General features: G+C 65.2%; 17 protein-coding genes. 10 read left to right on the top strand and 7 right to left on the bottom strand.

Going from position 1 to position 21,086, the window contains the following annotated elements:
- On the bottom strand, nt 1-1,662 hold the full coding sequence (locus tag M2336_RS10185; protein ID WP_413716181.1) for a glycoside hydrolase family 43 protein: 1,662 nt from the start codon (nt 1,660-1,662) through the stop codon (nt 1-3).
- Between the two features lie 261 nt (nt 1,663-1,923).
- On the opposite strand from M2336_RS10185, the gene M2336_RS10180 reads away from it, so the two are divergent.
- From M2336_RS10180 to M2336_RS10165, 4 genes are all read left to right on the top strand, one after another.
- Nucleotides 1,924-3,036 (top strand): glycoside hydrolase family 43 protein, encoded by a 1,113-nt coding sequence (locus tag M2336_RS10180; RefSeq protein ID WP_264593257.1) that lies wholly within the window; start codon nt 1,924-1,926, stop codon nt 3,034-3,036.
- Nucleotides 3,037-3,041: 5 nt separating this feature from the next.
- Nucleotides 3,042-4,490, top strand: coding sequence for a xylulokinase (gene xylB / locus M2336_RS10175; RefSeq protein WP_264592956.1), 1,449 nt, complete (start codon nt 3,042-3,044; stop codon nt 4,488-4,490).
- A gap of 28 nt (nt 4,491-4,518) precedes the next feature.
- A complete protein-coding gene (gene xylA / locus M2336_RS10170) occupies nt 4,519-5,829 on the top strand; it encodes a xylose isomerase (protein ID WP_264592955.1) in 1,311 nt (436 codons plus the stop codon).
- 262 nt (nt 5,830-6,091) lie between these two features.
- Complete coding sequence (locus tag M2336_RS10165; RefSeq protein ID WP_264592954.1) at nt 6,092-7,159, top strand: LacI family DNA-binding transcriptional regulator; 1,068 nt, start codon at nt 6,092-6,094, stop codon at nt 7,157-7,159.
- A gap of 61 nt (nt 7,160-7,220) precedes the next feature.
- On the opposite strand, the gene M2336_RS10160 is transcribed toward M2336_RS10165, so the two are convergent.
- The 4 genes from M2336_RS10160 to M2336_RS10145 all read right to left on the bottom strand — a co-directional run bounded on the left by M2336_RS10160 (nt 7,221) and on the right by M2336_RS10145 (nt 11,430).
- Entirely contained in the window at nt 7,221-8,639 is a 1,419-nt protein-coding gene (locus M2336_RS10160; protein WP_264574822.1) for a sugar porter family MFS transporter, read from the bottom strand.
- 67 nt (nt 8,640-8,706) lie between these two features.
- Nucleotides 8,707-9,567, bottom strand: a complete 861-nt coding sequence (locus tag M2336_RS10155) for an SMP-30/gluconolactonase/LRE family protein (RefSeq protein ID WP_264592953.1) — start codon at nt 9,565-9,567, stop codon at nt 8,707-8,709.
- Nucleotide 9,568: 1 nt separating this feature from the next.
- A complete protein-coding gene (locus M2336_RS10150) occupies nt 9,569-10,333 on the bottom strand; it encodes an SDR family NAD(P)-dependent oxidoreductase (RefSeq protein WP_264574820.1) in 765 nt (254 codons plus the stop codon).
- Nucleotides 10,330-11,430, bottom strand: a complete 1,101-nt coding sequence (locus tag M2336_RS10145) for a fumarylacetoacetate hydrolase family protein (protein ID WP_264574988.1) — start codon at nt 11,428-11,430, stop codon at nt 10,330-10,332. The genes M2336_RS10150 and M2336_RS10145 overlap by 4 nt, the downstream gene beginning before the upstream one ends.
- A gap of 142 nt (nt 11,431-11,572) precedes the next feature.
- Here M2336_RS10145 and M2336_RS10140 point away from each other — a divergent pair, with 142 nt between their 5' ends.
- On the top strand, nt 11,573-12,583 hold the full coding sequence (locus M2336_RS10140; protein WP_264592952.1) for a sugar kinase: 1,011 nt from the start codon (nt 11,573-11,575) through the stop codon (nt 12,581-12,583).
- Nucleotides 12,584-12,629: 46 nt separating this feature from the next.
- Nucleotides 12,630-13,226, top strand: coding sequence for a 2-dehydro-3-deoxy-6-phosphogalactonate aldolase (locus M2336_RS10135; protein WP_264574987.1), 597 nt, complete (start codon nt 12,630-12,632; stop codon nt 13,224-13,226).
- A gap of 102 nt (nt 13,227-13,328) precedes the next feature.
- Here the strand turns inward: M2336_RS10135 and M2336_RS10130 are convergent, their stop codons facing one another.
- The gene (locus M2336_RS10130; RefSeq protein ID WP_264574818.1) at nt 13,329-15,791 is read right to left on the bottom strand and encodes a glycoside hydrolase family 9 protein; all 2,463 of its coding nucleotides are present in this window, start codon (nt 15,789-15,791) and stop codon (nt 13,329-13,331) included.
- Between the two features lie 325 nt (nt 15,792-16,116).
- On the opposite strand from M2336_RS10130, the gene M2336_RS10125 reads away from it, so the two are divergent.
- From M2336_RS10125 to M2336_RS10110, 4 genes are all read left to right on the top strand, one after another.
- Complete coding sequence (locus tag M2336_RS10125) at nt 16,117-17,067, top strand: alpha/beta hydrolase (protein ID WP_264574817.1); 951 nt, start codon at nt 16,117-16,119, stop codon at nt 17,065-17,067.
- 61 nt (nt 17,068-17,128) lie between these two features.
- Nucleotides 17,129-17,833: an acetylxylan esterase gene (locus M2336_RS10120; RefSeq protein ID WP_264574816.1), complete on the top strand. Its 705-nt coding sequence runs from the start codon at nt 17,129-17,131 to the stop codon at nt 17,831-17,833.
- 54 nt (nt 17,834-17,887) lie between these two features.
- Entirely contained in the window at nt 17,888-19,330 is a 1,443-nt protein-coding gene (locus tag M2336_RS10115) for a family 43 glycosylhydrolase (protein WP_264574815.1), read from the top strand.
- 94 nt (nt 19,331-19,424) lie between these two features.
- Complete coding sequence (locus M2336_RS10110) at nt 19,425-19,859, top strand: pyridoxamine 5'-phosphate oxidase family protein (protein ID WP_264574814.1); 435 nt, start codon at nt 19,425-19,427, stop codon at nt 19,857-19,859.
- 47 nt (nt 19,860-19,906) lie between these two features.
- Here M2336_RS10110 and M2336_RS10105 read toward each other — a convergent pair whose 3' ends face one another.
- Nucleotides 19,907-20,905 carry an SdiA-regulated domain-containing protein gene (locus tag M2336_RS10105; protein ID WP_264574813.1) on the bottom strand — a complete coding sequence of 333 codons (999 nt, stop codon included), beginning with the start codon at nt 20,903-20,905 and terminating at the stop codon, nt 19,907-19,909.
- Between the last annotated feature and the right edge of the window lie 181 nt (nt 20,906-21,086).

Here is a 21,086-nt window from a genome sequence, read left to right as displayed (position 1 = left end):
CTAGCGGGTCCAGACATATGGCCCCACGATGGTGCCGGTGAACCCGCCTGCATCCTGTGTGCTGAGGAAGCGGGCATCCACATCCGCCGCAAGCCGGCCCATGCCCCCTGCCCCGGCATAGTCGAAGGACATGGCCCCGCCACTGGCACGGATCGTCAACGTCATCGGGCCACGATTGGCGATGGGCGCAGAGGCGACCAGTTGCTCCTTGCCCTTGGCGCGCGTGTAGAGCGCAATTGCATCCTGCCCGTTCAGCCGCGTAAGGCCGAAGAACAGCCAGGCGTCGTCGCTTTGCATCGCGGCAAGGCCGGCGCGGTCGCCTTCCTGCTCCGGCGAGAAGGTCACGACCGTGCGCATCGTCGCGACATGATGCTGCTGGCGCCGCCCGAGGAAGGCGGGCGTTCCGGCCTTGTCACCGAGCGGCGCGGCACTGGCCAGCACCAGATCGCCACGCTCAAGCCGATAGAACGGGTGATCCGGCGTGCGGACGCCGACCCATTGCATCGCCAGCCGGTCGCCCTCGAAGCTGTCGGCATACGCGAAATCGCCGCTGGTCGGCAGCGGCGGTCGGACCTGTGGAGGCAGCGCGGGCGCCTCGGGCGCGAACGGGATCGTCTCGCCATGCGGCAGGATGACCGGCCAGCCGTCTTTCCACTGGACCGGCAGCAGGAAGGTTTCGCGGCCGATATTGTAATAGTTATCGGCATAGGGCCGCACCGCCAGAAATGTCGCCCACCAGTCGCCCGCCGGGGTCTGGACCAGCTTGGCATGGCCGGCGGAGGTGATCGGATCGAGCCGCGCGGGGTCGAGGTCGCGCTGGGTGAGGATGGGGTTATCCTTGTGCGGCACATAAGGTCCGCGCAGCTTGCGCGAGCGGAACACCACCTGGGAGTGATCGACGCTGGTGCCACCTTCCGCCGCGGTCAGATAATACCAGCCATCCTTGCGCAGAATGTGCGGCCCCTCGATCCAGATCGGCTTCTTGCTCAGGTCCACCCCGCCATTGACGAGCTGGGTGCTCGGCCCGACCATCTTGCCGGCCCGCCAGTCATATTCCTGAATCCAGATTGCGCGGTGCCCCTCATAGCGCGGCGTCTCATCCGGCCCGCGATTGTTGACGATATAGGCCTTGTCGCCTTCCCAATAGATCGACGGGTCGATCCCCTCGAACGGCAGCCACATGGGGGTGGACCAGGGGCCGGCGGGGTTCTTGGCGGTGATGACGAAATTGTCCCGGCATCCCACGCATGTGTTGACGATGTAGAAGGTGCCATCATGAAAGCTGATGTCCGGCGCGAACACGGCTTCTGACACGCCCCGGCCGGCGAGGTTGAGCTGATCGGGCCGGTCGATCGCATTGCCGATCTGCGTCCAGTTCACCAGATCCTTGGAATGCCAGACCGGAAGCCCCGGAAAATGCGCGAAGGATGAGGTGACGAGATAATAATCCTCCCCCACCCGCGTGATCGAGGGATCGGGATAATAGCCTGAAAGGATGGGGTTGCGGTAGGCGCCGGGGGTCACCGTCACCTGCTCGATGGACTGCCCGTCATAATCGAAGCTGGCAAAGCGCGCCTCCGGCCCTGCCCATGCCGCGACGGGCGCCAAAGCCAGCGTTGTGGCCATCCATCCCCGCGCCCACAGTCCCGCCGCGATCTTCATTGTCCCTCTCCTGTTTGGCGGCACGCTGATCCTGTGCGGATTCGCTGCCCTGAGTCATATTGGTAGCGCTCCCATTTCTTCTTGCCCAGCCCTGTTTATCTGCAGGAGCGCCTATCCTCTTCCAAACAGGACAAATTCATGCGCGAGCGGAATCCATTTGACCGCGCCACCTCCGCAATGGTAGCGCTACCTTAACAACGCCGCACAACCATAAGCGGTGCGCAAGATAAACAAAGGAGAGCCCCCTTGTCGAAAGTCCCGATGCTCCGGACCAGCCTTGTCGTGCTTGGGCTCGCCACCGCCCTTTCCGCCTGCTCCTCGGATGAACCCGCCGCCGCACCCAATGGCGCAACTGGCGCGGCGCATGAATCGGATGGCATCTCGGCCGACGGCAAGCGCTTCCTCTCCCAGCCTCTCGTGACGGAGATTTTCACTGCCGATCCTTCGGCCCATGTCTTCAACGGCAAGATCTACGTCTACCCCAGCCATGATGTCGACGCCGGCATCCCGGACGATGACCTCGGCAACCAATATGCCATGCATGACTATCGCGTGCTGGAGATGGACAAGATCGGCGGTCCGGTGAAGATCGGCCCGGTCGCGCTGGACGTGAAGGATGTGCCCTGGGCAGCCAAGCAGATGTGGGCACCCGACGCCGCGTTCAAGAATGGCACCTACTATCTGTACTTCCCGGCCAAGGACAAGGACGGCATCTTCCACATCGGCGTGGCGACCAGCAGCACGCCCATGGGTCCGTTCAAGGCCGAGCCCAAGCCGATCGCCGGCAGCTTCTCCATGGACCCCAATGTGTTCACGGACACGGATGGGACCAGCTACATGTATTTCGGCGGCATCTGGGGCGGCCAGCTCCAGAACTGGGCCAAGGGCAAATATGATGCCTCGATCGGCGTGACCGACCTCAAGGCCGACGATCAGCCCGCGCTCATGCCCAAGGTCGCCAAAATGGCTCCGGACATGAAGAGCTATGCCGAAGCGCCCCGCGACGCGGTGATCCTCGATGAGAAAGGCAAGCCGCTCCTCGGTGGCGACCATGATCGCCGCTTCTTCGAGGGCACCTGGATGTACAAGCGCGGCGACACTTACTACCTGACCTACTCGACCGGCGACACGCACTTCCTCATCTACGCCACGGGCAAGACGCCTTATGGTCCGTTCACCTATCGCGGCAAAATCATGGAGCCGGTGCAGGGCTGGACCACCCACCACTCGATTGTGGACTGGGGCGGCAAGACCTGGCTCTTCTATCATGACACGCAGCTGAGCGGCAAAAACCACCTGCGCAACGTGAAGGTCACCGAGCTGACCTTCAACGCCGACGGCACGATCCAGACGATCAATCCGTTCCGCGACTGACCGGCATGTTCCTCGGCATCGACATCGGCACCTCCGGCGTGAAAGCGGTCGTCATCGACCAGCATGGCGCCGTTGTCGGCCAGGGAACGGCAGCGCTCACCGTGCAGCGGCCGCATCCGCTCTGGTCCGAGCAGGACCCGGCCGCGTGGTGGGCCGCCACCACCGCAGCCGTGCAGGCCATCGACCCCGCCGTGCGGCGCGCCGTGCTGGGCGTCGGGCTCGCCGGCCAGATGCACGGGGCCACGCTGCTCGGCGCGGACGATCAGCCGCTGCGGCCGGCAATCCTGTGGAATGACGGGCGCAGCCACGCCGAATGCATCGCGCTGGAAGACAAGACCGACGCATTCCGCACGATCGGCGGCAACATCGTCATGCCCGGCTTTACGGCGCCCAAGCTCGCCTGGGTCGCCCAGCACGAGCCGGAGATCTTCGCCGCCACACGCACCGTGCTGCTGCCCAAGGATTATATCCGCCTGCAGATGACCGGCGACAAGGCCACGGACATGTCCGACGCTGCCGGCACCGTGTGGCTGGATGTCGCCGGCCGACGCTGGGCGGAAGCGCTGCTGGACGCGACCGGCCTCAGCCTTGCGCACATGCCGGCACTGTACGAGGGCACCGCGTTGACCGGCACGTTGCGGCCGGACGTGGCGCAACTCTGGGGCATGTCCCCCGTTCCGGTCGCCGCCGGGGGCAGCGACAATGCCGCCGGCGCTGCGGGCATCGGCATCGTCAGCGATGGCGACGGGCTGCTCTCCCTTGGCACATCGGGCGTAATCTTCATCGCCAACGATCAGTTCAAACCCAATCCAGACCGAACCGTGCACGCCTTCTGTCACTGCCTGCCTGCACACTGGCATCAGATGGCCGTGCACCTGTCGGCGGCGTCGTGCATTGACTTTGCTGCACGCCTCTCCGGTGCAGCCGGCGCCGCCGACCTCTTTTCCCGGGCGGAGTCCGTTGGCGCCGCGTGCGGACCGGAACTCTTCCTCCCCTATCTCTCAGGCGAACGCACACCGCATAACGACCCGCAGGTGCGCGGCGCCTTCCTCAATCTCGATCATGATAGCGGGCCGGAGCGGCTGGCGCAGGCGGTGCTGGAGGGCGTTGCCTTTGCCTTTGCCGATGGGCTGGATGCGCTGCGCGACGCCGGGAGCGATGTGCAGGAACTGGCCGTGATCGGCGGTGGCGCGCGGTCGCGCTATTGGGGCCAGATCATCGCCGCTGCACTCGGCACGCGCCTGAATTACCTCAAGGGCGGTGAAGTCGGCCCGGCGATGGGCGCGGCCCGCCTGGCCCAGATCGGCGTGACCGGCGGCGCACCCGCCGACATCTGCACGACGCCGCCGGTCGCCCATGTGATCGAGCCCGACCCGCTGACCGCCGAACGACTGGCCCCCAAGCGCGAGGCCTTCCGCCGCGCCTACCCCGCCATTCGCGCCGCACAGAGCTGACATTCTTGAAACCGATAGGGAGCGCCTGATGGCCACCGACTATTTTGCAGACATTGCCCCCATCGCCTATAAGGGCCCGGATACCGACGACGAGCTGGCCTATCGCTGGTATGACAAGGATCGCGTCGTGCTCGGCAAGCGGATGGAGGATCATCTCCGCTTTGCCGTATGCTTCTGGCACACATTCTGCTGGCCGGGCTCGGACGTGTTCGGCGCCGGCACCTTCGACCGCCCCTGGCATGCTGGCGCCAATGATAGCGCTGCTGCCCATCAGAAGCGCGCCATCGCCTTCGATTTCTTCAAGAAGCTCGATGTCCCCTTCTACTGCTTCCACGATGTCGACGTGATGGCGCAGGCCGAAGGCGTGGCCGAGCATCGCCGCTACCTCGCCGAGGCCATCGATCATCTGGAAGGGCTGCAGGCTTCGAGCGGGCGCAAGCTGCTGTGGGGCACGGCCAATCTGTTCGGCCACCCCCGTTTTGCTGCTGGCGCCGCGACAAATCCGGACCCGGAAGTCTATGCCTTCGCCGCCATGCAGGTGCGCGATGCGCTGGAGGCCACGCATCGCCTCGGCGGCGTCAACTATGTGCTGTGGGGCGGCCGCGAGGGCTATGAAACGCTGCACAACACCAACTTGAAGCGCGAGCTCGACAATTTCGGGCGCTTCCTGACGCTCGTGGTCGAGCACAAGCACAAGATCGGCTTTTCCGGCACGATCCTCATCGAGCCCAAGCCGCACGAGCCGACCAAGCATCAATATGATTTCGATACAGCGACCGTTTACGGTTTCCTCAAGCGCTATGGCCTCGAGAATGAGGTGAAGGTGAACATCGAGGCGAACCACGCCACGCTCGCCGGCCACACCTTCGAGCATGAGCTGGCCACGGCGGCGGCGCTCGGCATCTTCGGATCGATCGATGCCAATCGCGGCGACCATCAGAATGGCTGGGATACCGACCAGTTTCCCAATTCAGTGGAAGAACTCACCGTCGCGATGATCGAGGTGATCCGCGCCGGCGGCTTCACCACCGGCGGGTTCAACTTCGATTCCAAGGTCCGGCGCCAGTCGATGGACCCGGTGGACCTGTTCTACGGCCATATCGGCGGCATCGATACGGTGGCGCGCGGCCTGTTGAATGCCGCCGCGATCATCGAGGATGGCCGCATCGATGCCCTGCGCAACCAGCGCTATGCGGGCTGGGATGGCCCGCTCGGCAAGGAGATCGCCGCGCTCGACCTCGCCGGCATTGCCGAGCTGGCCGTGACCCGCGCGCTCGACCCCAGGCCTGCCTCCGGAAGGCAGGAGCGGATCGAAAATCTCGTCAATCGCTTCATCTGAGCCATGCCGGACCCGGGCGCTTCCTCTTCGCCGGGTCAGGTCACTGATGAGGTGGTCGCTCCGGCGGCCACCTCTTTTTTTGCTATCTTGTCGCCCAGGCGCTAACGAAACCGAAATTGCCGTGCCCCTAGATCGGTACGACGAGACGATAACGACGCGGAGCCAAAGCAAGATCGCCCCTTCATCTTATCTGTTGCGGTGAACGCACGATATTGGGAGAGGTCTCGCCCGGTTCCGGATAGGAAGGCGAACAAGTCAGGCGATGGTCACCAACCGCAGTTCCCGCTCGTCCCGTCGGCAGAGCTCTGGCCCCAAGATCGAGGATGTCGCCCGCCTGGCCGGCGTTTCGCCGATGACCGTGAGCCGCGTGATCAACAAGGGCACCAATGTCCGTGAGGACAAGCGCCTGGCGGTCGAGGCCGCGATCGCCGAGCTGAACTACGCGCCCAATATCGCTGCCCGCACGCTCGCCGGTGGGGAGGACACGCGCATCGGGCTGCTTCACTCCAACCCGAGCTTTGCCTATCTCAGCGAGTTTCTGGTGGGCATATTGGCGGAGACCAGCCGCACCGGCGCGCAGTTGATCGTCAAAGAGTGCAATGAGGAAGGCGCAGAGGACAAGGCCATCGAGGCGCTGCTCAAGGGCCGGGTGGACGGGATCGTCCTGCCCCCGCCGCTGAGCGATTCCCCCTCCGTGCTCGCCGTGCTGGAAGGCGCCGGCGTGCCGGTCGTCGCGGTCGCCACCGGGCGCGCGCCCGACTGGGCGCTCTCGGTGAGCATCGATGACAAGGCGGCGGCCCACGCCATGACCGATCACCTGATCCTGCTCGGGCATCAGCGCATCGGCTTCATCACCGGCCACCCCAACCAGACGGCCAGCGCCGAACGGCTGGAGGGCTATCGCTCCGCGCTGGAAAAGCACGGCATTGCGCCGCAGCCCGAGCTGATCGAGCAGGGCTTCTTCACCTTCCGCTCCGGGCTGGAGGCAGCCACGCGCCTGCTCGACCTGCCCGAGCCGCCGACGGCGATCTTCGCTTCCAACGACGATATGGCCGCAGCTGCGCTGACCGTCGCGCACCGGCGCGGCATCGATGTGCCGCAAATGCTGACCATCTGCGGGTTCGACGATACCGCTCTGGCGCTCACCAGTTGGCCGGAGCTGACCACGATCCGCCAGCCGATCACCGATATGGCGCAGCAGGCGGTGGCGCTGCTGACCCGGGAAATCCGCATGCGCAACGCCTCATCGAAGGGCGTGGACCACCCGCATGTCGTGACGCCCTACACGCTGATCGCGCGTGAGAGTGACGGACCCCCGCCCCAGCCCTGAAAAGCGAACGGCCCGGCAACGCCTAAGCGTGACCGGGCCGAGCGTGTTGTCGGGTGAGCGATCAGCCTTCCATCTGCTCCAGTTCCCGTCCCTTGGTCTCGCGCACCATGGCGCGGACGAAGAAGAAGGAGACGGCGGCAAAGAAGGCATAGCCGAAATAGGCCACCGCAAGGCCAGGGCTGACCACCAGCGAGGGGAAGCTCACCGAAACGAGGGCGTTCGCCAGCCACTGCGCCAGCCCCGCCACCGCCAGGCCCGAGCCACGGATCTGGTTAGGGAACATCTCGCCCAGCATCACCCACATGATCGGCCCCCAGCTCAGGTTGAAGAAGATCACGTAGAGATTGGCCGAAATCAGCGCGATGATGCCATTGCTGCCGGGCAGCACCACGCCGCCATCGGCGCCCGTGACCGCCGTGGAAAAGGCATAGGCCACGATCGCCAGCGTGACGGCCATGCCCGCCGATCCGAAAAGCAGCAGCGGCTTGCGGCCGATCTTGTCCACCAGGAACATGGTGGCGATGCAGGCGGCGATGGAGAGCACGCCCGAGAGGATGTTGGTCTGCAGCGCATAATCCTCCGAGAAGCCGACAGCCTCCCACAAGGTGGCGCCATAATAGAAGACCACGTTGATGCCGACGAACTGCTGGAAGATCGCAAGGCCGATGCCGGTCCACACGATCGGCCGGATGCGCCCCGTCGTCTTGTCGATGAGATCGGAGAGACGCGGGCGATGGTGATCGGCAGCGAGGCTGTCGCGGATCTCACTCACCTTGCGCGTCGCTTCCTCGGGGCCGAACAGCCGCGAGAGAACCGCATGGGCGCGCTCTTCCTTGCCCTTGACCACCAGATAGCGTGGGCTTTCGGGAATGATCAGCAGCGCCAGGATGTAGATGGCCGCCGGGATCGCCTGCAGCAGAAACATCCAGCGCCACGCCGGCAGATCGAACCACAAGGTCGCCGTCGAGCCGCCGGCATAGCGCGCCAGCACGAAGTTGGCGACGAATGCTCCGGTAAGGCCGGTGATGATCATCACCTGCTGAATGCTGGAGAGGCGCCCCCGGATCGAGGCTGGCGTCACCTCGGAGATATAGACCGGCGAAATCACGCTGGCCGCGCCGACGCCGAGGCCGCCGATGATCCGCGCCACGATGAACATCGCCGAAGACCCGGCCGCACCGGCCAGAAGCGCGCTGATGAGGAAGAGCAGGCCGGCCAGCATCATCACGCCGCGACGGCCAATGAGGTCGGACATGCGCCCGGCGAGAAACGCGCCCAGCGCGGAGCCGACCAGAATGGCGCCGACATTGATGCCGATGCCCAGCGCGCCCAGGTCAAACGCGGATTCCAGCCCTTTCTGGGTGCCGTTGATCACGCCGGAATCATAGCCGAACATGAAGCCACCAATGGTGGCGATGGCCACGATGGCGAATATGAACCCGATGTTGGTTCGCCCGATGGCGTGCGTTTCAGCGCTCATGCCGAGCCCCTCCTCTCTCTCAAAAATTCTGCCGACTCCAGCCGAGGCCGTGACGGCGTTTCTTCTGTCAAATATCTGCCGGGGTAACCGGCAATCCTGCAACCTTGGGATCGAATGCGAAGACGTGGCCGGCCAACGGCTGTGCCTCACGCGCGGCAGCATCCAGCCCCTTGTGCGCGGTGGTGGCATAGGCCGTGCGCAGATCCGGCCCTCCAAAGGCGATCTTGGTGACATTGGCGACGGGGAAGGAGATGGTCTGCATCAGCGAGCCCTGCGGATCATAGCGCCGCACGCCCCAGCCGCCGAACAAAGCGACCCACAGGCAGCCCTCACTATCCAGCACGGAGCCGTCCGGCCAGCCGGCGCCATCCTCGATGGTGATGAACAGCTCGCCCGCGCCGACCGTGCCGTTCTCATCGACCGGGACTTTCCAGATTTTCCGGCCAAGCGTGTCGGTGTAATAAAGCGTGCGCCCATCTGCGCTGATGGCAGGGCCATTGGTGATCTCGACAGCAGGCACGGCCGTGGCGGCGCACTGCCCGCCGGCGAGGCAATAGAGACGCCCGGTATGGGCGGCTTCGCTGTCGTCCATGCTGCCGAACCACAGCCGCCCTTGAGTATCGGTGGCGGCGTCGTTCAGCCGATTGCCGGGCAGATGCGGCTCCGGATCGTGGAACAGCGAAAATGTCCCGCTTTGCGGATCGAACCGATGCAGGCCGGTGCGCACGCCGGTCATCATGTCGCCGCTGCGCGTAGGCAGCGCCCAGCCGATCTGGTCCGGCGCATCCCATACCGCCAGCGCGCCGGTGGTCGGCACATGGCGGTAGAGCCTGTGCGCCTTGATGTCGACGAACCACAGAGCATGGTCCCACCAGACCGGCCCTTCGCCGAGCGTCATGCCCAGGGGAAGGATCGGCTCGGGCTGCATCTCAGCGCCAGCCTGCGTCGACGAAATATTCGTGCCCGCTGCACAGCGCTCCGTCATCGGAGGCGAGGAACAGCGCCAGCGCGGCGACATCGCGCGGCTGGATGCGGCGCGGGAGGCACTGGGCCTGCAGGATCTCCGCCTCACCTTCCGGCGTGTACCACTGCTTCTGGCGGGGGGTATCGACATTGCCCGGCACGATGGCGGTCACGCGGATATTGTCGCCGCCCAGATCACGCGCCAGCGCGCGGGTCATGCCCTCCACGCCGGCCTTCGCGGTCTGGTAGAGCACCAACTCGGACATGCCGAGATGCCAGCTCACCGAGCCCAGATTGATGACGGCACCGCCGCCCCGCGCCCGCATCGCCGGAACCACAGCTTGCGCGGCGAAGAATTGATGGCGCAGGTTGGTGGCCATGCGCTCGTCCCAATAATCGGCGGTCACCTCGTCATAGCGGTGGCGGTCGTCATTGGCGGCATTGTTGACCAGCACGTCGAACCCGCCCATCTCGCTCTCCAGCGCGCGGACGGTCCGCTCCAGTTCGGCGACGTTGCGCAGGTCGCAATGGCGAAAGCGCGCGCCGGCGAGATCCCGCGCCAGATCGGCGCCGGCAATGTCGTTGAAATCGAGGAAGGCGACGTGCGCGCCCTGCCCCGCGAAGGCCGCGACGATGGCCGCCCCGATCCCGGTCGCCCCGCCGGTGACCAGCACGTTCTTGCCCGCCAGGCTGGGATAGACGGCGTATTGTGTTTGCTCAGACTTGTTCATGCCGATTCCAGAAGACCGCGCCGCTGCAGATTTGCGTAAAAGGCGCCGATGCCCATCTGCCAGGGCGGTGCATCGCGCGAGGTGACGACCCGGTTGACCAGACGACCCAGCTTGTCGGATGCGATGGTGACGACATCACCCACCTTGTGAGTGAAGCCACGTCCCGGCTCGTCGCGGTCCTGCACGGGCGCGAAGAGCGTGCCGAGGAACAGCGCAAAACCATCGGGATATTGGTGCTCGCTCAGAGTCTGGCGCACCAGATCGAGCGGATCGCGGCTGATCTCCGCCATGTTGCTCACGCCCTTCAGCACGAACCCATCCTCTCCGGCGATGGTCAGCCGCACTTCGGCACGGCGCACATCATCGATGCTGAAGCTGTCATCGAACAGCCGCACCAGCGGGCCGATGGAACAGGAGGCGTTATTGTCCTTGGCCTTACCGAGCAGCAGCGCCGAGCGGCCCTCGAAATCGCGCAGATTGACGTCATTGCCGAGCGTCGCGCCGACGACGGCGCCGAGGCTGTCCGCCAGCAGCACGATCTCCGGCTCGGGGTTGTTCCACGCAGAATCCGAACGGATGCCGATCGCGGCGCCGGGCCCCACGGTGGAGAGCACCGGCGACTTGGTGAACACCTCCGCATCCGGGCCGATGGCGACCTCCAGATATTGCGACCACAGCCCATCCTCGATCAGCGCCTCCTTGAGAGAGGCGGCCTCTGCCGTACCGGGCTGGACGGAGCGGATTTGCCCGCCAATGCGCGACTCCAGCCGCTCGCGGATCGAGGCAGCCCGGCTCCAGTCGCCCCGCGCCCGCTCCTCGATCACCCGCTCGATGGCGGAGAGAGCGAAGGTGACGCCGCAAGCCTTGACGCACTGTAGATCGACGGGGCTGAGCAAGCGCGTGGATGCCGGATCAAAATGGCCCAGCGACGTGCCGCCAGCGCCTGAAAAATCGCCGCTTTCCACAAGGGCCGAGACGGTCGGCCAGACGTGCGCCATATCGAGCAGTTCACCCTGCCGGACGAGCACGGGGCTCGGGCCATCGCCAAAATCGGCTCGCCCCAGAAACATACCCTCTTCCCAATCGACGGGCAGCATCGGGCCGGACTCTTCTGGATGTATCACTTCCTCTCCCTCGCCCCCCGAGGGCGCCCCTGTGTGTTAGCGCTATCAAGAGCTATTGCGCTTGTTTGTCAAGAGGGGCTACTCCTGCGCCTCTAACGCGTTGACAAGAGAGACGATGACACCCGGCCCGATCCTCTGTTTCGGCGAACTGCTGCTCCGCCTCTCCGCCGTACCGGGCGAGAGCCTGTTCCAGAGCGAGCGGCTGGATGCGCGATTCGTCGGCGCGGAAGCCAATGTCGCGGTGGCGCTGACGCGGCTGGGCGTGCCGAGCGCGTTGCTCACCGCGCTCCCGCCGGGCGCGGTCGGGGATGCGGCGCTGGACGCCCTGCGCCGGCCCGGCGTGGACGTGCGCCATGTGCAGCGCCAGCCCGGGCGGATAGGGCTGTTCTATCTCATGCCCGGCAGCGGCCTGCGCGCGCCTGCGATCAGCTATGATCGCGCCGGCAGCAGCTTCGCGATCACCCCGGCCGAACGTTATGACTGGGCCGCGGCGCTGGAGGGCGTGGCCATGCTGCATCTTTCCGGCATCATCCCCGCCCTTGCGCCTGAGGCCCACAAATTGTCCCTCGCGGCGATGGAAGCGGCGAAAGCCGCCGGCATCCCGATCTCCTTCGACGGGAATTTCCGCGCGACGCTCTGGGAACGCTGGTGCGACGATCCCACGCCGATCCTCGCCCGCCATGTCGAGATGGCCGATCTGTTCTTCGGCAGCGCGCGGGACATTGCGATGCTGCTCGGCCAGTCCTTCGATGCGCAGGACGCGGACGGACGCCGCGCCGCAGCCCAGGCAGCCTTCGCGCGCTTCCCCAATCTGCGCCACATCGCCTCCACCCATCGCGTGGTCACACATGCCGGGCTCCATCACCTTTGCGCCCGCCTCGATACACCGGATGACAGCTTCGAGACGCAAGCGATTGAAGTCGGCGGAATCGTTGACCGGATCGGCACCGGCGATGCGTTCGCCGCCGGCGTGATCGCGCATCTCGATGCCGGCATCGCCACCGCAGCCGAACGCGGCCTGGCGCTCTGTGCGCTCAATCATTTCGTCCATGGCGATTTCAGCCCGATCAGCGCGGAGGAACTCGCCGCATTCCGCCCCGGCCAAACCGGCGATGTCCGCCGATGAGAAAGCGAGCATCCCTGTGAAACCTTGGTTCGATCAGATCGCCGACATGCCGCTGGTGGCGATCCTGCGCGGCCTCACACCCGAGGAGGCGCCCACTGTCGGCTCTGCGCTCATCGAGGCGGGCCTGCGCTGCATCGAGGTGCCGCTCAATTCGCCGCGCCCGCTGGAGAGCATCGCCGCCCTCGCCCGCCTGCCCGGTGGTGCGCTGATCGGGGCCGGAACCGTGCTCAGCGCGGATGCGGTCGATCAGGTCGCGCAGGCGGGCGGGCGCGTCATCGTCTCGCCCAACATGAACCCGCAGGTGATCCGCCGCACCAAGGCGCTCGGCCTGCTTTCTGTGCCCGGCATCGCCACGCCCAGCGAGGCCTTCGCCGCCATCGATGCCGGGGCCGATGCGCTCAAACTCTTCCCCGCCGAGATGCACAGCCCGGCGGTGCTCAAGGCGATGAAGGCGGTGCTGCCCGCCGACATTCCTGTGCTGGTGGTGGGCGGCATCGGGCCGGACAATATGGCCGCATGGCGCAGCGCCGGCGCTGCCGGGTTCGGCATTGGATCATCGATTTATCAGCCGGGGCTGGACGCAGCACAGGTCCGCCAGCGGGCAGATGCCATGGTAGCGGCGTGGCGCGCGCTTGAGCACTGAGCGCTTGTGGAGGCGTGTTCGGCAAAACCCTGCCCCACCCCCGCCGTGACCCCGGGTCAAGCCCGGGGTGACGGTTGGAGGGGTGGTTAGTCTCACCCCTGCTTACCGCTCCGCGTTCGCCAGCTCATGCGCAGCGTTCGCCAGTTCGATGAATCCCGCGCCGGCCGAGATCACATATTCATTCTGCCCCCAGAAGAACGGCCAGTCCTCATGGTTCTCCGGGAAATCGGGCTTGATAATCAGCGCACCCGGCACCACGCCGCCGGCGATGAAGCTGAAGTCCGCGCGATTGGTGCCATAGGCGACTTCCTTGGATCGCGCGCCAACCGCCGAGACGAAGGAAATATCCGAGCCGGGATGGTTGCCGAGCAGATAGTCGATGCTGCGAAACACCGCATCGCTCTTCACAATCTCCGGGAAAGCCTTGTGCAGTGCATAAGCGGCGAGACCATAGTCGATCACGCCTTCATTCCCCGCCCAGCCGCCTTCCGAGATCGGCACGCCATAGGGATTGGCGGCGGCGATCTTGTCGCTCTGCGCGGCCCATTGCCGCACGAGCGGCTCCATCGCTGTGCGATAGGAAGGCGGCATGAACGGCAGGGCTTCCGTCGCCAGCGCGGCCTGAAAGCCGAAGAATTTTGAGACGGACGGCCACAACGCCTCGATCTGTGCCGCGTAGCGCTTGTCGCGCGTAGTCTTGAGCAATTGCACGGCGGCCGCGAACTGCTCGGCTTCGAGCGGCCCGCCGGTCGTATTGCCATGCTGGAAGACATAAGGCGGATGGCTCTGCTCCTCGACCCACACCCGCGTCGCAATGGCCAATGCCTTGGCGGAGAGCGCCGGGTCCAGCGTCTTGAGGGCGCGACTGGCCGCAGCCAGCGCCGCGATCGAACCGTAATTGAGCGCCGAGGACCGACTGGTGAAAGCCCAGCGATCATCGGGCGTGCCGCTGCGGTCCCCCTTCACCTCATAAGGCTTGAGCGCCGGGTCATAAATCTTGCCGTCGGTCTTGGTCACGGCGTCGCCAAGATGCGTGTACTGCCCCACATCCGGCTCCACGATGCCGTGGATCGCATGGCCCACCGCATCGAATTGCGCGACGAGCTGGAGCGTGCCGTGGCGGATCTGCTGGAGCAGGTCAGGCTGACCATCGGGCACATGGATTTCCACGCGCCGTGTGGCATCGTCGACGCTCATCGTGTCGCGATCCAGCCCGAAGCTCTCCCAACTGCGCACCATGGAGCGGATCACGGCATATTGGGTCTGCGTGCGGATGTCATAGTCGCCGGCATCGTACCATCCGCCGATGTTAAGGCCGGGAATATGCTCGCCAGGCTTGAAGCGCGTATCAGTGGTCGGCCCCTGCGCATAGAGGTCGATATGCTCATGATTGAGCGGCGCCTGCCGGGCATCGTCCTTGTGGGATTCGCCGTGCCAGACCCGATAGGCCTCATTGACGGTCACATGGTCCATCGCCACCGGGAAGTAGACGTCCAGTGTTGGATGCCAGGCATCGGCGAACAGATCCTGCGCGATGCGGAACGGCGCGGTCTTGCTGTCGCCATAGGCCAGCCGATAGAGGCCCGGCGCGCGCACGGTGCTGAAGTCGAAACGCAGATAGCGATAGCGCAGATAATCCCCCGCTTCGGCAGGCGTGCCGATGAGCACGGGCACCTCCTGCCCCGAAGGCTCCACGCGTAGAAGCTGCACCTGCGGTCGCCGGGTGTCCGCGCGGTCGATCTCGATCGTCGCGACCTTCGCCTGCCCCGGCGTGTAGCCAAGCTGCGAATGGCCGATGGACGGCGGCCGCAGCCAGCCGGGCGTGCTGGTCGGAGAGAGGGTCCACTGCACCACCACGCCCGTCTTGCCCGCCGGCAGCAGCGACCGCAGGACGAACCAGCCATTCTGCGCCTGATTGCGCCCGTCATACAGCGCGATGGGCGTCTGCGAGCGCAGGCGGACCCGGCGCGCGGCATCCGACGGGGCAAGGACGATGTCGCTGCCTTGCGCCAGAGGGAGCGGTTCGGCACCGGGACCATCGCTGCGTCCGCTGGCGGGATTACGCTCCGGCGTCCGCGCCATCGCGCTGGCCGGATAACGCGGGAAGGCGCCGGCCTTGCCATCCACCATGAAGGCATTGTGGTAATAAGCCGAGGGCAGGAACTCCAAATTCAGCCCCGCCTTGCCCACCAGCGCCGCCGGCAAGGCGCGCGGCAGTTCGACCGTCAGGAGAAGGTCCGCGCCGCGCGGAACGGCGCGGATGATGTAGCGAAAATCATGCTCAGGATATTCCAGCACCGCCTCGATGGTGCCGGTCCGCGCATCGACCTTGCGTTCGATCATCCGCCCGATGGCATCCCACTGGCCCGGTGTGGCGGAGAGGCGGACATCGCCATTGGTGGCGATGCGCCGATCCTGCTGGATGATCTCCACACCGCTGATCTTCGAATCGGCGAAAAGCCCGTCATACCAGTTGCTGAACACCAGCACATTGGCGGCAGGCGCCTCAAAATAGCCGGAGTCACCAAGCCGCAGGGCCGGTTCCTCGCCATGGGCAGCGGGCATCACCGAAGCCATAAAAACTACGACAAAAGATCCAAGCAAAGCCCCGCGCCGCATCCCATCCCTCCTGATTTTGTTAACGCTAACATAGCGGCGTGATTCTCGGATTTGCAACAAAATTGTGCGATAACGCTGACTTACGGACTCCGCGGCACCGCTCAGCGATTGAAACTGCGGGCTATTTTTGTCGGACAAGTTGACGTTTGAATAGATCAACGATTATTCTGCAGCCATCGCATCGGGGGACTCGCAGGTTCGCCGCAATGGCGTATCGAGGAGGAGGCAGGCAGTCGGCCTATCGACCGCCGCTAAACCGGGGAGGAAAGTCTTGAACATCTCGATACGTCATGCGTCCGTTCGCACCGTGCTGTCCGCGCTGGCTCTCGCCGCCTTGTTTCCTGCCGCCCTGTCACCTGCCGCCGCGCAGGATGCGACCGTTACCGCCATTCCCGCGCCGGCAGAACCCGGCGCCATTCCGCTCGGCACCGGCCCGGTCAAGGGCGCCACGGCGCCCGAAAGCTGGTTCCGCCAATATGGCGTGCCAATGGCCCGCAATGTCTCCACCGCCACGCTTACACCGGTGCTGCCGGCACCGGGCAAGGCCAATGGCACGGCGGTCATCGTCGCGCCGGGCGGGGCTTTCCTGCTGCTTTCCATGGAAAATGAAGGCTGGCGGGTTGCCCGCGCGCTGGCAGACCGGGGCATCACGGCTTTCGTGCTCAAATATCGCCTGCGGCCCACACCGCCCGCGCTTGCCGATTTCGATCGCCAGTTGCGCGCTGCCTTCGCCAATGTCGGCCGGGCGGAGACGCGCTCCAGCCCGGACGAGGCCGTGGCCGGGCTGCCGGAGCAGATCGCCGATGCCGTGGCCGCAATCACGCTGGTGCGCGCCCGTTCCGCCGAGTGGGGAATCGACCCTAAGCGCGTCGGCATGATGGGCTTTTCCGCCGGGGCCATGACGACGATGGTCACGACCCTCGCCCGTCCCGATCTCGACCTGGCGTTCATCGCGCCCATCTACGGCTCGATGGAACGGGTGACCGTCCCCGCCAACGCGCCGCCCTTGTTCGGCGTCATCGCCTCGGATGATCCGCTGTTCGCTAAAAAGGGCTTCGGCCTGCTCGATGCCTGGCAGGAGGCCGGCAAACCGGTTGAATTCCACCTCTACGAGCGCGGCGGCCACGGTTTCGGCCTCGGCAAGGACGGCACGACCAGCACCGGCTGGCTGGATGCGTTTGTGGCGTGGCTGGACATGCACGGGCTGCTGAAACCGTCCTGACCTGCCCCGCAGGTCTCTTCCCGGGCTGCGCACGCCGCAGCCCACCCTTGAAGGAATGACCATGATCGCGTCCAAGGCCCTATCTCATGTGCGTTGCTGCCTCGCCCCGCTGGTCCTGTTGGGTGCCCTGCAGGGTGTCGCAAGCGCGGCGGAGGACGCAGGCACCCTCGCGCCCTTTTTCACGCCAGCCGGACGCGCCTCGGCCAGACCGGATGCGGACGGGTTCATCCGCCGCTGGCTGATCCTGGAGCCGATCGCCAAGCCCAACCGCACCAACACGGTGTTTACCGGCAGCTATGTGCGCAAGACGCTGACCGCCTATCCCTTTCCCAACCAGACCAGCGGCCTGCCACGCGCAGGTGAGACTGTGACCGTGGAAGGGCAAACGCTCGCCTGGCATGCACTCGATTCAAGCGCGTTCGACGTGAAGCTGTTCAATTTCGCCCAGTCGCTGGGCAAGACCAAATATGGCGTGATCTTCCATGTCGCGACCGTCGTGGACAGCCCGCGCGACATGGAGGTGCGCATGGCCGTGGGCTCAAACTCGGCCTCCATGTGGTGGGTGAATGGGGTGGAGACGGCCGTCCTGTTCAACGATCGCCGCATGGTGATGGATGATGTGCTCTCGCGCCACATCACCCTGAAAAAGGGCCGCAACATCATTCGCGGCGCGGTCATCAACGGGCCGGGCCTGAGCGATTACTGCGTCCGCTTCATCGATGAAGCTGGACGCGGCGTCACCGATCTTGCGGTGACCACGCTTTGAACGAGCCGCACCCCGGCTCCTCCCCTCTCCCCTTCGCCCAACCGAGGTGATCGCATGAACCGCACCGTCGCAGCCACTGGCCTCACCCTTGCCCTCCTGCTCCAGAGTCCCGCCAGCGCGCAGCTTGCAGGCGAGCCCTATATCCACGATCCGTCCACCATCACCTATTCGGACGGCAAATATTACACCTTCGGCACCGGTCAGGGCGGCCTGGTGTCCGAAGATGGCTGGACGTGGCGCAGCGGCGGCAACCGGCCGGGCGGCGGCGTGGCGCCCGATGTCATCAAGATCGGCGATCGCTATTATGTCTCCTACGCCGTCGGTGGCGGCGGCATGTCCGGCGGCCATGCCAGCGACGTGAAGATCATGTGGACCAAGTCGCTCGATCCCGCCTCCCCCGATTTTGGCTATCATGAGGTGGGCACGGTCGCCTCCAGCGACGGCAAGGAAAATCTCGACGCCATCGATCCCGCTTTCCTCTATGTCGATGGCCGGCTGTGGCTGAGCTATGGCACCTATTTCGGCGCAATCCAGATGATCGAGCTGGACCCCGCCACCGGCGCGCGCAAGGCCGGCAATAAGGCGGTGGATATCGCCATCGACATGGAAGCGACCGCCCTGCTCCACCGCGATGGCTGGTATTATCTTCTTGGCACGCACGGGACCTGCTGTGACGGCCCCAATTCCACCTACCACATCCGCGTCGGCCGCTCGCGCGATCCGCTCGGGCCTTATGTGGATCATATGGGCATTCCGCTGCTCAAGGGGGGCGGCAAGATGGTCGTCAACGCGCGCGGACGGGACATCGGCCCCGGTCACTTCGGGCTGATCGACCTGGGCGAAGGGGTCGAGAAGTTCTCGATGCACTATGAGATCGACATGAACCGGGGCCGCAGCGTGCTCGGCATCCGCCCCCTGCTGTGGAAGGATGGCTGGCCCGTCGCGGGCGACAATATCGCCGAGGGCACCTATGAGATCGAGGCCGAGCGCAGCGGCTACGCCCTCCAGCTTGCCACCGATTTCGTGCGGGTCGATTTCGACGCCCGCCGCAGCTTCTTCGCCCCGCCCGGCACACCGCCTGTCAACGTACCCGACCAGACGCTCGCACAAGTGGAGCCTGGATGGCCGAACAAGGCCGTATCGGTCGATCTGGGCGACTATATGGTCCGCCCCCAGCAGCTTTGGACGGTCGCCCCCGTGCCGGGCGCGGGCGGCGTGATGGGTGCGCCTTATTACAAGATCGTCATTTCCGGCACGCAACGGACGCTTGCGGCGACGGCCACCGGTGAGGTGGAAGCAGTGCCGGCCTTCACCGGCGCGCCCGAGCAGCTGTGGCGGATCGACCAGCTCACCGACGGCACTTACCGGATCATGTCGAAGGCCACGCCCGGCACGGGCGAAGCACGCGCCCTCGTTGCCATCGGCGGTACCACGCCGGCGCTAGTCAAGTTTGATCCCGAGAGTCCGGCCGGCCGCTGGACGTTCAAGAAGCCCTGAAGATCGGCGTCAGGCGACCCGACGCAACCTTAAGCTATCATGATCCGTTGGAGGAGACCGGACGCTCTCGTCCGGCTTCTCCAGGAGGCCCTTAATGGCTGACATGACGCTCGATGACCTGTCCGAGAAGATGGGCAAGATCGATTTCGGGATGCTCTCCACGCGCACGGAGGGCGGCGCCCTGGCCAGCCGGCCGATGAGCAACAATGGTGAGGTCGCCTGGCGCGGCGACAGCTTCTTCTTCACCTATGAGGCGGCGCGCACCATCGCCGATATCGAGCGCGATCCCGAGGTGGGCCTTACCTTCACGGGCGCGGTCGGCCTGCTGGGCGGACCGCCGCTGTTCATCGCCGTCGAGGGTCGAGCGGAGCTGATCCGCGACAAGGCGCGCTTTGCCGAGCATTGGAACAAGGATCTCGAACGCTGGTTCGAGCAGGGCATCGAGACGCCGGATCTGGTGATGATCCAGGTCCGCGCCCGTCGCATCCATTACTGGAACGGCAGCGACGAGGGGGAAGTCCCTCTCTGATCTAAGCGGGCGCCGCGGTCTGCCCGCGACGCCCGTTCCCGCTGCGTTTAGCTGAAAGCGCGTGCGACCTTGCGCCGCCGCATGGTGCTGCCGATCAGCGCGAAGCCACCCAGCATCATCGCCCAGGTCGCAGGCTCCGGCACCGATCCGGCATAGCTGAGCTTCACCAGATAAGACTGGTTCGGCCCGTCGCCATCGTCGCTCACGAGGTAGATGTTGCCGGCATCGTCGAGGGTCAGGCCCTCGAACTTGCCGCCCTGGTTGGCCGGGTCGACCAGCGACTTGAAGCCGGAGAGATCATAGCTGCTCACGACCTGGCCGGCCTGCGTCACCTCGAGCAGGTTGAACGAGCGGCCGCTGAGGATGAGCAGATTATCGCCGAACGGCGTCGCGGAGAAGATGCCATTGGAAAGCACCGCAATGTCAGACAGCCGGTCGAGGCCCGGCAGCGCCGCAATATCGAACAGCTCGGTGACCGTCGCCGTCTCCGTGCCGAAATTGGCGCCGGAGATCTTCCAGATCGTCTCCGGGCTGCGCTCCTTCACGCCATAATAGTCGCCAGTCACCTTGTTGTAGGCAATGCCCTCCAGGCCGCTATTGCCGGCATCGGGGCCGACGCTGATCGTCGGCGCATCCGGATAGGCGGTGTAGGTGCGGGTCGTGCCGTCCACGCCGGTCTGGCTGAGCAGCGCGATATCCTGATAGCGTTCCTCGGCGACGACATATTGGCCATTGCCCACATAAGTAAGACCCTCGGCGTCGCATTGGGAGGAGCCGAGCGAAAGGCAGCCGGAGAGGATGATGGTGGCGGTCTTGTTGCCGTTCAGATCATATTCGCCCCAGATGTTCGTGCCGTCATCCTCTTCCTCATCATTGGTGACCATCAGCGTGCGCGTGTCCCAGTTATAAGCAACCGCGCTGGCTTCCTTGGTGTCGATCGCTTTGCTGAAGCCGACGACATAGTTGTCGAGCAGGCCAGCCGCGTGGGAAGACGCAGCAGAAAAGGCGAACATCGCAATGCCCGCGCGCAGAAACATCATCTTCATGGCAACCTCCGAATCATGCCCTCCCCCATGGAGGTCGCCCGCCTATCGGAGGCGCGAATGACAGGATGATTACATTTGATTAACCATGATGACGGCTACGGGAAGGACCGCACCAGATCGGGACATGCGCCTGCGCCCCATCAAAGAGCGAATGCAGCAGGCGGCCTAGATGCGACCTCGC

It is taken from the genome of Sphingobium sp. B1D7B (assembly GCF_025961965.1).
Taxonomy (GTDB): domain Bacteria; phylum Pseudomonadota; class Alphaproteobacteria; order Sphingomonadales; family Sphingomonadaceae; genus Sphingobium.
The sequence above is the reverse complement of the archived record's forward strand: the minus strand, read 5'-3'. Positions and strand labels throughout refer to the sequence as shown.

What these genes read in the sequence shown, in the direction of transcription:
- M2336_RS10185 (WP_413716181.1), bottom strand. Translation starts at nt 1,662, where the DNA reads ATGAAGATCGCGGCGGGACTGTGGGCGCGGGGATGGATGGCCACAACG.
- M2336_RS10180 (WP_264593257.1), top strand. Translation starts at nt 1,924, where the DNA reads ATGCTCCGGACCAGCCTTGTCGTGCTTGGGCTCGCCACCGCCCTTTCC.
- xylB (WP_264592956.1), top strand. Translation starts at nt 3,042, where the DNA reads ATGTTCCTCGGCATCGACATCGGCACCTCCGGCGTGAAAGCGGTCGTC.
- xylA (WP_264592955.1), top strand. Translation starts at nt 4,519, where the DNA reads ATGGCCACCGACTATTTTGCAGACATTGCCCCCATCGCCTATAAGGGC.
- M2336_RS10165 (WP_264592954.1), top strand. Translation starts at nt 6,092, where the DNA reads ATGGTCACCAACCGCAGTTCCCGCTCGTCCCGTCGGCAGAGCTCTGGC.
- M2336_RS10160 (WP_264574822.1), bottom strand. Translation starts at nt 8,639, where the DNA reads ATGAGCGCTGAAACGCACGCCATCGGGCGAACCAACATCGGGTTCATA.
- M2336_RS10155 (WP_264592953.1), bottom strand. Translation starts at nt 9,567, where the DNA reads ATGCAGCCCGAGCCGATCCTTCCCCTGGGCATGACGCTCGGCGAAGGG.
- M2336_RS10150 (WP_264574820.1), bottom strand. Translation starts at nt 10,333, where the DNA reads ATGAACAAGTCTGAGCAAACACAATACGCCGTCTATCCCAGCCTGGCG.
- M2336_RS10145 (WP_264574988.1), bottom strand. Translation starts at nt 11,430, where the DNA reads ATGCTGCCCGTCGATTGGGAAGAGGGTATGTTTCTGGGGCGAGCCGAT.
- M2336_RS10140 (WP_264592952.1), top strand. Translation starts at nt 11,573, where the DNA reads ATGACACCCGGCCCGATCCTCTGTTTCGGCGAACTGCTGCTCCGCCTC.
- M2336_RS10135 (WP_264574987.1), top strand. Translation starts at nt 12,630, where the DNA reads ATGCCGCTGGTGGCGATCCTGCGCGGCCTCACACCCGAGGAGGCGCCC.
- M2336_RS10130 (WP_264574818.1), bottom strand. Translation starts at nt 15,791, where the DNA reads ATGCCCGCTGCCCATGGCGAGGAACCGGCCCTGCGGCTTGGTGACTCC.
- M2336_RS10120 (WP_264574816.1), top strand. Translation starts at nt 17,129, where the DNA reads ATGATCGCGTCCAAGGCCCTATCTCATGTGCGTTGCTGCCTCGCCCCG.
- M2336_RS10115 (WP_264574815.1), top strand. Translation starts at nt 17,888, where the DNA reads ATGAACCGCACCGTCGCAGCCACTGGCCTCACCCTTGCCCTCCTGCTC.
- M2336_RS10110 (WP_264574814.1), top strand. Translation starts at nt 19,425, where the DNA reads ATGGCTGACATGACGCTCGATGACCTGTCCGAGAAGATGGGCAAGATC.
- M2336_RS10105 (WP_264574813.1), bottom strand. Translation starts at nt 20,905, where the DNA reads ATGAAGATGATGTTTCTGCGCGCGGGCATTGCGATGTTCGCCTTTTCT.